10 protein-coding genes are annotated in these 13,216 nt (G+C 64.8%); 2 read left to right on the forward strand and 8 right to left on the reverse strand.

From position 1 onward, the window contains the following. Nucleotides 1-52: 52 nt before the first annotated feature. A complete protein-coding gene (locus SB764_RS19705; protein ID WP_161495564.1) occupies nt 53-517 on the forward strand; it encodes a GNAT family N-acetyltransferase in 465 nt (154 codons plus the stop codon). A gap of 112 nt (nt 518-629) precedes the next feature. On the opposite strand, the gene SB764_RS19710 is transcribed toward SB764_RS19705, so the two are convergent. The 5 genes from SB764_RS19710 to SB764_RS19730 all read right to left on the reverse strand — a co-directional run bounded on the left by SB764_RS19710 (nt 630) and on the right by SB764_RS19730 (nt 8,063). Next, nucleotides 630-2,873 (reverse strand): NADP-dependent isocitrate dehydrogenase, encoded by a 2,244-nt coding sequence (locus SB764_RS19710; RefSeq protein ID WP_322006933.1) that lies wholly within the window; start codon nt 2,871-2,873, stop codon nt 630-632. Nucleotides 2,874-3,872: 999 nt separating this feature from the next. Then, on the reverse strand, nt 3,873-4,697 hold the full coding sequence (locus tag SB764_RS19715; protein WP_410864475.1) for an alpha/beta fold hydrolase: 825 nt from the start codon (nt 4,695-4,697) through the stop codon (nt 3,873-3,875). Nucleotides 4,698-5,045: 348 nt separating this feature from the next. Then, a complete protein-coding gene (locus SB764_RS19720) occupies nt 5,046-6,044 on the reverse strand; it encodes an NAD(P)/FAD-dependent oxidoreductase (RefSeq protein WP_410864477.1) in 999 nt (332 codons plus the stop codon). Between the two features lie 8 nt (nt 6,045-6,052). Then, nucleotides 6,053-6,376 (reverse strand): hypothetical protein, encoded by a 324-nt coding sequence (locus tag SB764_RS19725; RefSeq protein ID WP_410864479.1) that lies wholly within the window; start codon nt 6,374-6,376, stop codon nt 6,053-6,055. Nucleotides 6,377-6,752: 376 nt separating this feature from the next. Next, nucleotides 6,753-8,063 carry an MFS transporter gene (locus SB764_RS19730; protein WP_065059046.1) on the reverse strand — a complete coding sequence of 437 codons (1,311 nt, stop codon included), beginning with the start codon at nt 8,061-8,063 and terminating at the stop codon, nt 6,753-6,755. A 478-nt stretch (nt 8,064-8,541) separates the two neighbouring features. On the opposite strand from SB764_RS19730, the gene SB764_RS19735 reads away from it, so the two are divergent. Beyond that, nucleotides 8,542-8,985, forward strand: coding sequence for a MarR family winged helix-turn-helix transcriptional regulator (locus tag SB764_RS19735; protein WP_065059047.1), 444 nt, complete (start codon nt 8,542-8,544; stop codon nt 8,983-8,985). 34 nt (nt 8,986-9,019) lie between these two features. On the opposite strand, the gene SB764_RS19740 is transcribed toward SB764_RS19735, so the two are convergent. The 3 genes from SB764_RS19740 to SB764_RS19750 form a co-directional block, all read right to left on the reverse strand. Continuing rightward, the gene (locus SB764_RS19740; RefSeq protein ID WP_410864481.1) at nt 9,020-11,338 is read right to left on the reverse strand and encodes a molybdopterin cofactor-binding domain-containing protein; all 2,319 of its coding nucleotides are present in this window, start codon (nt 11,336-11,338) and stop codon (nt 9,020-9,022) included. 146 nt (nt 11,339-11,484) lie between these two features. Then, on the reverse strand, nt 11,485-12,138 hold the full coding sequence (locus SB764_RS19745) for an isochorismatase family protein (RefSeq protein ID WP_110326333.1): 654 nt from the start codon (nt 12,136-12,138) through the stop codon (nt 11,485-11,487). A gap of 28 nt (nt 12,139-12,166) precedes the next feature. After that, entirely contained in the window at nt 12,167-13,198 is a 1,032-nt protein-coding gene (locus SB764_RS19750) for a 2,5-dihydroxypyridine 5,6-dioxygenase (RefSeq protein ID WP_124261340.1), read from the reverse strand. Nucleotides 13,199-13,216 lie beyond the last annotated feature (18 nt).

Here is a 13,216-nt window from a genome sequence, read left to right on the forward strand (position 1 = left end):
GGGTTACGATGAAGGCCCGCCGCCCGTGTTTTCCATCACCAGGAGCCCGTTCGTGCCGTCCGCCGATTTCGCCATCCGTCCCGTCGAGGCCGCCGATCACGCCGAGTGGCTCGCGCTCTGGCAGGCCTATTGCCGCCACTACGAGGTGACGCTCGACGAGCGCGTGAATGCGCGCACGTGGGCGCGTATCGCCGATCCGGCGGAACCGATTCACGCGCTGATCGCGCACGGGGAGGACGGCGAGCCGCTGGGTCTGTGCAACTACGTGCTGCATCCGAACACCTGGAGCGATCAGACGGTCTGCTATCTGGAAGATCTTTACGTGGCGCCGCAGGGACGCAGAAAGGGCGTGGCCACGGCTTTCATCGAGCGCCTGCGCGAGATCGGCGAGCGCGAGAACTGGTTTCGCATTTACTGGATCACGAACGACGCGAACGAGGCGGCGCAGGCGGTGTACGACCGGATCGCCTCGCGTAGCGGTCATATCCGCTATGAAATCGCGTTGGCGAAAAAGTAAGCATCGCGAACGAATTATCGAGGCATAAAAAACGCCCTTGCAGCGTGAGGCTGCAAGGGCGTTTTGCGTGAAACTCACGACGCCCCACGAAGCGCGGGGCGCATGAAATCACTTACTTTGCTGCGGTTGCGAGCGCGTCGTTGAACGTCTTGCTCGGACGCATGACTTCCGCGAGCTTCGCGAAGTCGGGCTTGTAGTAGCCGCCGATGTCGACCGGCTTGCCCTGAACGGCGGCCAGTTCGGCGACGATCTTCTGCTCGTTTTCGGCCAGTGCCTTCGCGAGCGGCGCGAAGTGAGCAGCGAGTTCCGCGTCGTCCTTCTGCGCGGCCAGTTCTTGCGCCCAGAACAGCGACAGATAGAACTGGCTGCCGCGGTTGTCCAGCTCGCCGGTCTTCGGCGACGGGCCCTTGTTGTTGTCGAGCAGCTTGCCGGTTGCGGCGTCGAGCGTCTTCGCGAGCAGCTTGGCGCGCGCGTTGTTCGTCTTGATGCCGAGGTCTTCCAGCGAGACGGCCAGCGCGAGGAATTCGCCGAGCGAGTCCCAGCGCAGGTGGTCTTCCTGAACCAGCTGCTGCACGTGCTTCGGCGCCGAACCGCCCGCGCCCGTTTCGTACATGCCGCCGCCGGCCATCAGCGGAACGATCGAGAGCATCTTCGCCGACGTGCCCAGTTCCATGATCGGGAACAGGTCGGTCAGGTAGTCGCGCAGGATGTTGCCGGTGACCGAGATCGTGTCCAGGCCGCGGATCACGCGTTCGAGCGTGTAACGCATCGCGCGGACTTGCGACATGATCTGGATGTCGAGGCCCGTCAGGTCGTAATCCTTCAGGTACGTTTCGACCTTCTTGATCACTTCGTTTTCGTGCGGACGATACGGGTCGAGCCAGAACACGGCCGGCGTGTTCGAGTTCTTCGCGCGCGTGACGGCGAGCTTGACCCAGTCGCGGATCGGCGCGTCCTTCACGAGGCACATGCGCCAGATGTCGCCTTGCTCGACCGGCTGCGTGAGCGCGTCGAGCACTTCGCCCGTGGCGTTGTCGACGATGCGCGCCGTGCCGTCCTGCGGGATTTCGTAGGTCTTGTCGTGCGAACCGTACTCTTCAGCCTTCTGCGCCATCAGACCGACGTTCGGCACCGTGCCCATGGTCTTCGGGTCGAATGCGCCGTTGGTCTTGCAGAAGTTGATGATTTCCTGGTAGATGCGCGCGAACGTGCTTTCCGGAATCAGGCACTTCGTGTCGGCCGGACGGCCGTCGGCGCCCCACATCTTGCCGCCTGCGCGGATCATTGCGGGCATCGAGGCGTCGACGATCACGTCGTTCGGTGCGTGCAGGTTCGAGATGCCCTTGGCCGAATCGACCATCGCCAGCGCCGGACGGTGCTCGTGGCACGCGTGCATGTCGCGGATGACTTCTTCGCGTTGCGATTCCGGCAGCGCTTCGATCTTCGTGTACAGATCGACGAGACCGTTGTTGACGTTCACGCCCAGTTGTTCGAACAGCTTGGCGTGCTTCGCGAACGCGTCCTTGTAGAACGTGCGCACGGCGTGGCCGAACACGATCGGGTGCGAGACCTTCATCATGGTCGCCTTCACGTGCAGCGAGAGCATGATGCCCGTCTTGCGCGCGTCTTCCATCTGGTCTTCGTAGAAAGCCAGCAGGGCCTTCTTGCTCATGAACATGCTGTCGACGATTTCGCCGGCCTGCAGCGCAACCTTCGGCTTGAGGACGATGGTCTCGCCGCTCTTCGTCACGAGTTCCATGCGCACTTCGCGCGCCTTGTCAGTCGTGATCGATTTTTCGCCGTGGTAGAAGTCGCCATGCTTCATGTGCGCGACGTGCGTGCGCGAAGCCATGCTCCACTCGCCCATGCTGTGCGGGTGCTTCTTCGCGTAGTTCTTGACGGCCAGCGGCGCGCGGCGGTCCGAGTTGCCTTCACGCAGGACCGGATTCACGGCCGAGCCGAGGCACTTCGAATAACGCTTCTGGATCGCCTTTTCTTCGTCGGTCTTCGGATCTTCGGGGAAGTCGGGGATCTTGTAGCCCTTGCCCTGCAGTTCCTTGATCGCGGCGACGAGCTGCGGCACCGATGCGCTGATGTTCGGCAGCTTGATGATGTTGGTTTCCGGCAGTTGCGTCAGACGACCCAGTTCAGCCAGGTTGTCGGGCACGCGCTGGTCTTCCGTGAGGAATTCCGGAAACTCGCCGAGGATACGGCCCGCCACGGAAATATCGCTGGTCTCGACGTTCACGCCGGCCGGCGCAGCGAAGGTGCGGATGATCGGCAGAAACGCGCTGGTGGCGAGCAGCGGCGCTTCATCGGTCAGGGTATAGATGATGGTGGGTTGCTGGGTACTCATCGGCTTCTTGGCGGGTTCTCAAACAGGGTGGTGACACCACCGGCTGCGCGCAGTCGGCGAAACACCTGGATTTTGCCTGATTTTGGAGCGGTCCGGGGGCCAATCGAACACGGATTTCATATCGTGAAATTGCGTTGCGTGGCGTCGTTTCGTCGCGAAGTCGTCGCGTTTGCCGCCTTCGGGCGGCGTCGGCGCTGAAAACGTTATCGCGCCAAATGGCCGTCGCATAAGGGAAATCGGGCTGTTGACCGCCCTCTGGCGGCCCTGCGAGCCCTTTTTCGTTTTGGCCCCCGATTCTCTGTCAAGCTGGTAAAGACCCTTGCGAAAAGCCGACCGAATCGATGAGTCTTATAGAAGAATTTTTTTCCGGGACAGATCATTTGCGGCGTCGTTTTCCTGGTCGTTTAGTGGGGTATTCGACGGGTGTTCGTCGTGTTGCGGTGCGGAAAAATTATTGGGGGTAGATCGATGGGGCGATCCGATGGCGGTTGTTCGTGAATGCCGAATTGCTCAGGTGGGGCGCGGCGCGAAAGCCGAACTCAACCTCGGCTCCCCTCAAATGCCGCAAAAGGCGAGGGCAGCGGCTGTCCGACCGAACAGGGTCGTCCCGCCCAACACGCATGCCACTGCGGATTTCACCAATGCCTCACGCGACGGCCAATTCACCAATGTCGAATGGTCGGAAGCCGATCTCTCCGACGCGGTTTGGCAGGACGGCCACCGGTGTGCGTCGCGCTCGTCAGGTCGTTGTCGGTAGTCGCGTTTTGTTCCCGATCAGACGGTCGTGGCAGCATGAGCGGCCTGATTGCCAGCCGACCGTATGCAAACGTCTCACTGCGCTCGATGCCGGCGGTCTCGCCCGCATGCGGCAAGCGCGGGCCATGGCGATCGGTCGGGAGGTCTGGACGCGAAAAAGCGGCCGCCGCGAGGCGGCGCGCCTGTTTCGTCGCGGCCGCTGAGCGCACGGTGGGCGTCGGGCCGCATGGATAAAGCGCGCTTTCACCCGCGATTCAAAAACGCCAGCAAATCCGCGTTGACCTTGTCGGCTTCCGTCGTGCACATGCCGTGCGGCGCGCCTGGATAGATCTTGAGCGTGGCGTCCTTGACGATCTTCGCCGAGAGCTTGCCCGCGTCGTCGATCGGCACGATCTGGTCGTCGTCGCCATGCAGGATCAGCGTGGGCACGTCGAACTTCTTCAGATCCTCGGTGTAATCGACTTCCGAGAATTCGTGCACGCATTCATAAAGCGCGAGGATGCCGCCCCACATGCCTTGTTGCCAGAACGAATCGATCGTGCCTTGCGAGACTTTCGCGCCTTCGCGATTGAAGCCGAAGAACGGCACCGCGAGATCCTGGAAGAATTGCGAGCGGTTGTCGACGACGCCCTTGCGGATGTTGTCGAACACTTCCTTCGGCAGGCCGCCCGGATTCTTCTCGCTCTTGATCATGATCGGCGGCACCGCGCCGATCAGCACCGCGCCTGCCACGCGCTTCGTGCCGTGACGGCCGATGTAATGCGCAACTTCGCCGCCGCCCGTCGAATGGCCGACGAGCGTGGCGTCCTTCACGTCGAGCTTGTCGAGCAGCTCGGCGAGGTCGTCGGCCCAGGTGTCCATGTCGTTGCCCTTGGCGGGCTGGTCCGAGCGGCCGTGGCCGCGCCGATCGTGGGCGATGGTGCGAAAGCCTTTCTGCACGAGAAAGAGCATCTGCGCGTCCCACGCATCGGCGGACAACGGCCAGCCGTGCGAGAAGACGACCGGGCGTCCGCTGCCCCAGTCCTTATAAAAAATCGACGTGCCATCGCGAGTGGTGAACGTGCTCATCTGCGGCTCTCCTGGTTCAAGCAGGGAAGAAAAACAGCGAGGAAGTCACGCCGCAGCCGCGAGGTCTCGCGCGCCGCGTGGCGGCGTGGCGAAGACGGCGAGCGGTGGCGGAACTCTGCGTGATCAGACGGATGCTTACGTGCGCGGCAGACTGGCCCGGACACGCGCACGAGTATAGAGAGGATGCGAAAGCGATGGCGCCATCCTGCGCAATTGACGTCCGCGAGCTGTGCATGTGCACATTCGCGAAACAAACGCGCCAGACGTTTCAGTTCGCGTGATGAAAATGGCGGAAGCGTGACGCAATGAAAGACCTGAATCACGACACTGAATCGCGACACCGAACCCTCACGCGAAAGGCTGCGGATAGCCGTGCGCGGAAAGCCAGTGGCGCACCATGCGCGCCTGCTCCGCATCGAGCGATTTGAGAACCTGTTCGGCGGGCTGTTTGCGCAAGGCTTCGACGATGGGCGCGAGCGGCACGCCTTGCAAATGCCAGACGCCGAGCGGCTGATCCGGCGTGACGACCACCTCGGCTTCGGCGATCAGATCGCCGTCGATCACGGGCGCGCGTTCGATCACGAGCTGGCTGAAATCGGCGCTCGATTGCGAGGGTTCGTCATCGGGCCAGATGCGGCGCGTTTCCCAGAACGGGCGTAAGGCCCAGCGCAGTTCGAGTGCGTAGACGTCACGTCCGGCGCGCGCGAATCGCGTGAACAACTGTTCGATACGTTGCTGATGAAAGCGCAGCGCAAGCGGCGCGCGTTCGGGGCAGCGCAGCAGCGTGTGGATCACGGCGGGCGCCTGCAAGGCCGTGGACAGCGACTGGAAGATGCCGTTGCCCGCGAGCGGATCGACGGCCATGGCCGCGTCGCCGACGCGCAGCCAGTTGCTTGCGGCCGTGCGTCCGCAGAGCGTGGCCGTGCTGCTGCGCGCGTAGAGACGCGCGTCGGTGTCGGTGTCGCCCGCGAAGAAGTCGCCGGCGAGCGGCGCGTGGCGCATGCGCGCGCAAAACGCGAGCAACTCGTCGCGTTGCGGCAGTTCCGCGCTCGCCACGTCGAGCGTCATTTGCCAGTAACAGCGGCCGTCGGGCAGGCGCGCCATCCACGCCCAGCCGTCCTGGAGACTTTCGACGGCGCAAGCCGCGCGACCGGGCTGGCCGTCCCAGCTATTGAGCAGGCTGAGCGTTTGCGGGCCGCGCGTGGCGTCACGCATGAGGGGCGCGAGTCGCCCGCGCGCTTCGACGAGAAAATCGGCGCGCAGCGAAAGCGGGCCGTCAGCGGTATCGATCATCAGATCGTGGCCGCTCGACGACGATTGCAGCGTCCGCACATTCGCTTCGATCACGTCGACGCCTACGCTGCGCAGGTCGTCGCGCAGCGCCCGGTCGAACGCGCGGCGCTCGACGAGAAACTCTGCGTTAAGCGTTTCAGGGCACCGTTCCAGAGCGTGGTGCGCGTGCAAGGTCCGATCGCGCAGCTGGCGGCGCGATGCAGATTCGCGTGACGCAAGCCTTCGATGACGCGTGCAGACAGCGACTCGACCGCATCGAAACGGCGCCAGTCGCTGACCACCTGCACAACATAGCCGAGCGTGGCGAGTGCGCGCGCGACGGCGGCGCCCGCGGGCCCCGCGCCGAGCACGACGATGCGCGGCGGGCTGGCGCAATCGATGCTCATCGTCATTCAGCCTGCGTGGGCAGGGGCGTCGACGAAAGGCTGCACACTGTCCCCCGTTGTGAGTGAAGCCGCGCGCCATCGTCGTGGATGGCGCACATGAAAAGGCAATCTGGCATGGATGCCGCGATAAGTCCATCCGGGCAAGGACGCATTTTTTCCCGTGGATGCGCGATACATGTGCCGTCGATGCGCGATGCGTATGAACGATCGTGCTCGCACGATTGATGCGTGCTGCTGAATGTTTGCGTCCAATGAAAAACGCATCGCCGCCCGGGGAAAGGCGGCGATGCGTATTCTTCAGACTTCGTGTTGTGTGATACGTCGCGCTTAAAGCGCCAGTTTCAATGCATTCGCACGCGCCACGCCGTGGTTGTCATCAACGGTTGACGACCTGCTTCGGATACGAAAGCGCAAGCGCGCAGCCGATCACCATGCACAGGGCGAAACCATAGAGCCCCGCGCTTTGCGAATGGAACGTATCGCGCAGCCAGCCGATGAAATAGGTGCTGCCGAAGCCGCCCAGATTCGCGATCGAGCATGCAAACGCGATGCCGCCTGCCGCCGCCGAGCCCTTGAGAAACGTCGAGGGCAAAGACCATACGACCGGCATGGCCGCCGCCGCGCCCGCGTTCACGAGCGAGAACAGCAGCACGGTCGACAGCGTGCCGTGCGAGCCGCCCGCCGCGACGGCCAGCGCCACGGCCGAAACGAGGAAGGGCACGACGATATGCCAGCGGCGTTCGCGCAGACGGTCCGAACTCGCGCCGCACCAGAGCGTGGCGATCACGGCGGCGGCGTTGGGCACGGCCATCAGCCAGCCGATCGTGTAGGTGTCTTTCACGCCGGTGTCGCGCAGGATCGTCGGCAGCCAGAAACTCACGGCGTAGAGGCCGAGCAGCACGCACAGATCGATCAGGCCGAGCGCCCACACTTTCGGATCGACGAAGGCTTTGCCGAGCGCGTGACTCTTGCCGCCGGTGGGATCGGCATCGAGATTCGCGCGCAAGGTCTTCTTTTCCTGCGCGTCGAGCCATTTCGCTGATTCGATGTTGTTGGGCAGCCAGCGCAGGATCGCGAGACCGAGCAGCACCGAAGGCAGCGCCTCGATGAAGAACAGCCATTGCCAGCCGCCGAGACCGTGCGCGCCGTCGAAGAAGCGCATGATCCAGCCCGAGATCGGGCTGCCGATCATGCTGGAGAGCGGCAGACCGACCATGAACAGCGCGACGATGCGCGCGCGCCGTGCATCCGGATACCACTGCGTGAGGTACAGCAGCACGCCGGGCAGGAAGCCCGCTTCGGCCACGCCCAGCAGGAAGCGCACGATGTAGAACTGCATCGGCGTGGTCACGAACATCGTCGCGCCGGACAGAATGCCCCACGTGATCATGATGCGCGCGATCCACAGCTTCGCGCCCACGCGCTGCAGAATCAGGTTGCTCGGCACCTCGAAGAGGATGTAGCCCGCGAAGAACAGGCCGGCGCCGAGACCGTAGATCGTGTCGCTGAACTTGAGCGCGTCGAGCATCTGCAGCTTCGCGAGGCCGATGTTGATCCGGTCCAGGTAGGCCGCGAAATAACACAGACAAAAGATCGTGATGAGGCGGAACGTGACCTTGCGGTATAGCTCGCCGTGTTGGGCGCCGGCAGGTGAAAGTGTGGCGCTGCCGGATTGCACGGTTGACATGGAAGGCTCCCTGGTGGGATGAAGCGGATGGAAGTTAGTCGTCCGATGCGTGCACACATCGAGCGCTCACAGATGACTGTATAGCATGTCAAAATATAAGCGTATACGCTCTAAATATTCTTGCCGATGAAAGCGGATAGGGGTTTTCATCAGGCGTGTCGCCGCGAGGATTTCAGCCTGTAAATAAGGTGATTTCGTGCCTTAAAGGTAATCATGTTCGTGCCGGAAGATGGTGCTCGTTCAGCACTAAATTTGTGCGAATACGCTCGAATTAGTAGCGATGACGCTGGATCGAATCGGGCGCGAATCCTGCGTCTCGCACGCCTTGTGGAACGTTCGTTCGTTTCCGACCCTGCGTCGGCGCGACGAATGCGCGGATGATCGAACGCAAATGGCGAGAAGGTGTGCGTATCGAACGTGAATGTCTAAGGTGTACACTACATTTTTTCGCCAACAAGCCGTTTCGGGCCGAACCTTCATGCCGTCTCCCAAGGACTCATACGACTTCCACGATCAGGTGGGCCATCTGCTGCGCCGCGCCTATCAGCGTCACGTTTCGATCTTCCAGGAAGCCATTCCCGATTCCGACCTCACCGCCGCGCAGTTCGTCACGCTGTGCGCCGTGAAGGAAAAGCAGGGCTGCTCGCTCAACGACATCGTCAAGACCACGGCCATCGACCAGGCCACCATTCGCGGCGTGGTCGAGCGCCTGAAGTCGCGCGCGCTCATCGAAGTGCTGCCCGACCCCAACGACGGCCGCAAGCTGCTCGTCCGCGCCACGCCCGCCGGGCTCGCGCTCATCGAGCGCACGGTGCCGTTCGCGAAGCAGGTGACCGAGCGCACCTACGGCGAACTCAATGCGGGCGAGCGCGTGGCGCTGCTGTTTTTGCTGCGCAAGATGATGGAGTCGGACGGCGAATAAGGTTGTAAATAGCGCGCGATAAGCGGGCGCACGATTAACGCGCGCTCACCGCCTCCGCGTGGCGCGCGTCGAGTAACTGGCCCGCCGCGCGCAAGCCTGCGCGGATCGTGTCGGGCGTAAAGGGCGGCGCGTAGAAGCGCACGCCGGTCGCATCGAAAATCGCATTCGCCAGCGCGGCCGGTCCCGGCACCGAGGCCGACTCGCCCGCGCCCATCGGCGGCTCGCCCTGGCGCGGCATCAGCACCACGTCCACGGCGGGCAGTTCGGGGAAGGTCAGGATGGGGTAGCTGCCCCATTCGCGGCTCGCCACCTTGCCATCGGCGAAGCGTACGCGCTCCTTCAGCGAGCGGCTCAGCACCTGAATCACATTGCCGTGAATCTGATGACGCACGCCGTCCGGATTCACCATCGTGCCCGTGTCCTGACCCACGGTGAGACGCTCCACGCGCACCTCGCCGGTCACGCGGTCCACCACGAGATCGACCACCCACGCCGACCACGCCGCGCCGAAGCCCGGGAAGCGGCTATGCACGTAGCGCGCGTAAGCGATGCCGCGTCCGCGTGCGTGGCGCTCGGTGTCGTTCGGCAACGCGGCGCGTGTCACGCGCGCCTTCCAGCCCGCACGTTGCGCAACCGCTTCGAGCAATTCGGCGGCGCGTGCATCCTGCAGATGACGCAGCCGAAAGTCGAGTGGATCGACGCCGGCTTGCGCCGCGAGTTCGTCGGCGAACGCATCGTGCGCGAATGAATTAGGCAGCGCGGAGACGCCGCGAAACCACGACGAGCGCACGAGCGGCGCGAGATCGTCGCAGACAAAGCGGCGGTTCTCGCTCACATACGGCGAGACAGCCGTGCGATCGCCCATTTCGAACACGCGCGGCTGCTCGCCCGGCACGACGCCCGTGAGCAGCGCGGCGAGCAGCGGCGCGTCGTTCGACGGATAGCGCGTGCGAAAGTCGTAGCCCGTCATGCGGCCTTCGCGCGAGACCGTGCCGGTCACTTCGACCACCTGACCCGTACCCTTGGGTTCCCATGCGTGCTCGTCGGCGCGCGTGAGCTGCACGCGCACGGGCGCCTGTACCGCGCGTGAGAGCAGCAGCGCGTCGCCGCAGACGTCGTCGGCGCAATTGCGGCCGTAGCAGCCCGCGGCTTCCATGCGGACGATGTCGATGTCGGCCTCGTCGCGGCCCATGAGCGTCGCGAGGTCGTAGCGCAGCGAGACCGGGTTCTGCGTGCCCGACCACACGGTGATGCGCCCCGCGCCCGGCTCGCGATAATCGGCGAGCGCGCACGACGGTCCGATCGAACCGTGCATCTGATACGGCCACACGTAAGTGCGCGTGAGGGTGAGCGCGCCGGGCGCCGTGCGCGCAGCGTCGACATCGCCTTCTTCGAGCAGCGGGCGGCGCGTGGCCGGCGCGGCGAGGATGGCCGCGCCGGGATCGTCGAGCGAGGGCAGCGCGGGCATCGGCTTCCACGTCACGCGCAGCTCGCGCGCCGCGCGGATGGCTTGCTCCTCGCGCTCGCAGACCACGCCGACGAAGTCGCCGCTCACGACCACGGCGCGCAGCCCCGGCACATGCGCGACCGATTCGCGATCGACATGTTCGAGCAGCTTGCCGACGAACGCGCCGCTGTCGATGCCGTGATAGGGCGGGCGCACGACGCGGCCGTGCAGCATGCCGGGCACGCGCATGTCGTGCACGAAGGTGAGCGCGCCCGTGGCCTTCGCGGGAATGTCCACGCGCGGCAACGACTTGCCGATCACGCGATATGTCGACGGATCCTTGACCGCGACCTTGAGATCGAGATCGAGCGCGATGCGGCGGCCCGCGACGAGTTGCGCGAAGCTCACGCGGCGCGTGTCGCCGGGCTTGTCCCCGGTGTTGGCGTGATCGGCATCGGCGAAAAAGACTTCGGCGTTGTCGGTCGCGAGGGCGTCGACGGGCGCGCCAAAGTGCTGCGCCGCGAGTTCGAGCAGCGCGAGGCGCGCCTGCGCCGCCGCGCAACGCAGCGGCGTGGCCGAAATCTGGATCGAGGCGCTCGCGATGGTCGGCCCCTGATTCGGCGTGGCGGCGGTATGACCGAGCTGCATCGCCACGCGCGCGGCGGGCACGTCGAGTTCCTCGGCGACGATCTGCGCGAGCGAGGTGCGGATGCCCGTGCCGAGATCGACGTGACCGTTGAACGCGAGAATGCGGCCGTCGTCGAGCACGGCGACGAACACTTCCGGCACCTCGGGCACGAACGACGAGAGGCTGCCCGGCTGGCCGGGCGCGGGCTTGACGGGCGGTGCGGGCTGGCGCACGACGGTGAGGCAGCTCGCGCGCGCGAGCAGTTCGGAGCGGTTCACGGCAGAGAGTTCCTGTGGCGGCGCGCGTGACGTCGGGCGGGACTTGCGTTGATCGCGTCTTCGTGCGAGCGCGTGTACGTGACGCTACGTCGCCAAAAAACACACGTCAAACGACGAGCGGCGAATGCACGACCAGCGAGCCGCGTTCAGCGCCGCGCGGCCTCGATCGCGGCAATGGCCTCGTCGAGCGGCATCACGGCCGCGTACTTCTGCTGCATGTCGAAGAGGTTGGCGTTGTGCGGCTCGATCGCGCGGTCGCCCACGCAATCGGAGAGCACGAGCGGGCGGAAGCCATGCGACATCGCATCGACGACGCTCGCGCGCACGCAGCCGCTCGTCACCGCGCCGGCGACCAGCAGCGTCTGCACCGCGCGCTGCGCGAGCCACGGCGCGAGTTGCGTGCCGAAGAACGCCGAGGGCACGGTCTTGCGCACCACGAGTTCGCCGCGCGCGGGCGTCAGCTCGGGCACGATCGCGCTGTTCGGATGGTCCTCGGTGAGCGTGGCCATGCCCGGCACTTTCAGCGAGAACACGTTGTCGTCGCTACCGTCGGCCGCGTAGACGATGCGGCTGTGCGCGACCGGCCAGCCCTGTTCGCGTGCGAGCGCGAGCGCGGTTTGCGTGCGGGCGATGGCGGGCGCGATATTGCCGCCGCCGAAGGTGTTCGGGTCCGCGAAGCCCACCACGAAGTCGATGATGAGCAGGCCGATGTTGCCCTTCACGGGCAGCGGCGTGCCGAAACCTTGCTGGCGATAGACGGCGGCTTCGGCGTGATCGCCGTGATGTGCGTGATCGTTCATGTCAGATGTTCTGCGTATGAATGGGCGCTCAGCGCACGATGCGGCCGTCGCGCACGACGGTGTCGTCGTCGAGCTTGACGGTGCAGTTGCGCAGCGGAATGTCGATATGGCAGGTCGTGGTGCGCGAGCCGCCGCCTTCGTTGTTCGGCCCGAGAGAGAACAGGAAGTTGCCTTCGAACGCGCGCGCGTCCATGCCGATGGTCGCCTCGCGATCGTAGAGGCCGAGCGTCGACCAGCGCGCGCGCGGCTGCAAGCCCCAGCCGATGTGCGAGATCGCGTAGCCTTCGGGATCGTTGAACGTTTCCATGTAATCGCGCAGCAGCGCGGCGTCGACGCCGCCTTCGATCTTCGTCGCGTAGCCGCCTTCGACGGTCAGCACGATCGGCTCCGTCACGTAGCGCTTTTGCGGCAGCAGGATGTCGCCGCGATCGATCACGATGGTGCCGTGCGCGGTGCGGTCGTCGGGATACGTGAGCGCGAAACCGCTCGGCCAGTGATCCCAGCGGCCCGGTTCGTCGACGAAGCCGTATTCGGCGGTCGGACCGAATTCGCCGAGCGGACACACGAGCGCCGTGCCCGCGGGCGAACTCACGCGCATCTCGCGCGCCGCGCCGATTTTTTTCGCGGCGGCCAGCACGCGCTCGCGATCTTCCAGCGTCGGCACGAGACGCGCGAGCACCTCGGGCGGCTCGACGGCGAGCAGGATTTTCGTGCCCGACTTGAGGATGTCGTGCTGCTCGGGCGAAAAGAGCAGCGTCATCAGATCGAGCACGAGATCGCTCGCCTTGAGCGCCGCGATGGCCGCGTGATTGCCCGTGAGCGGCGTGGTGCCGAGCCATGCGAGCGAGTCGCGGCTGAAGGCTTTCTCGCCGTTCACGGGCGGCAGGTCGAGCCGGTTGACGATCGCGCCCATCGACTGCGTGGCGATCAGCGCGCACGCGAGTGTTTGCGCATGCGTGGCGACGCTCGTGAGGATCGTGACGGTCTGGCCGGCTTCGAGGCGCGAGAGCGTGAGCACTTCTTTCCACGCTTCGATCAGTTGATGGTCGCTGACGGGCATCGTGCGTTCTCCGGTGAG

The sequence above is a fragment of the Paraburkholderia sp. SIMBA_027 genome, from assembly GCF_046535315.1.
GTDB classification, from domain to species: Bacteria; Pseudomonadota; Gammaproteobacteria; order Burkholderiales; family Burkholderiaceae; genus Paraburkholderia; species Paraburkholderia tropica.

Coding starts and splice junctions, on each gene's coding strand:
- SB764_RS19725 (WP_410864479.1), bottom strand. CDS start 6,376: ATGAGCATCGATTGCGCCAGCCCGCCGCGCATCGTCGTGCTCGGCGCG.
- SB764_RS19730 (WP_065059046.1), bottom strand. CDS start 8,063: ATGTCAACCGTGCAATCCGGCAGCGCCACACTTTCACCTGCCGGCGCC.
- SB764_RS19745 (WP_110326333.1), bottom strand. CDS start 12,138: ATGAACGATCACGCACATCACGGCGATCACGCCGAAGCCGCCGTCTAT.
- SB764_RS19715 (WP_410864475.1), bottom strand. CDS start 4,697: ATGAGCACGTTCACCACTCGCGATGGCACGTCGATTTTTTATAAGGAC.
- SB764_RS19750 (WP_124261340.1), bottom strand. CDS start 13,198: ATGCCCGTCAGCGACCATCAACTGATCGAAGCGTGGAAAGAAGTGCTC.
- SB764_RS19710 (WP_322006933.1), bottom strand. CDS start 2,873: ATGAGTACCCAGCAACCCACCATCATCTATACCCTGACCGATGAAGCG.
- SB764_RS19735 (WP_065059047.1), top strand. CDS start 8,542: ATGCCGTCTCCCAAGGACTCATACGACTTCCACGATCAGGTGGGCCAT.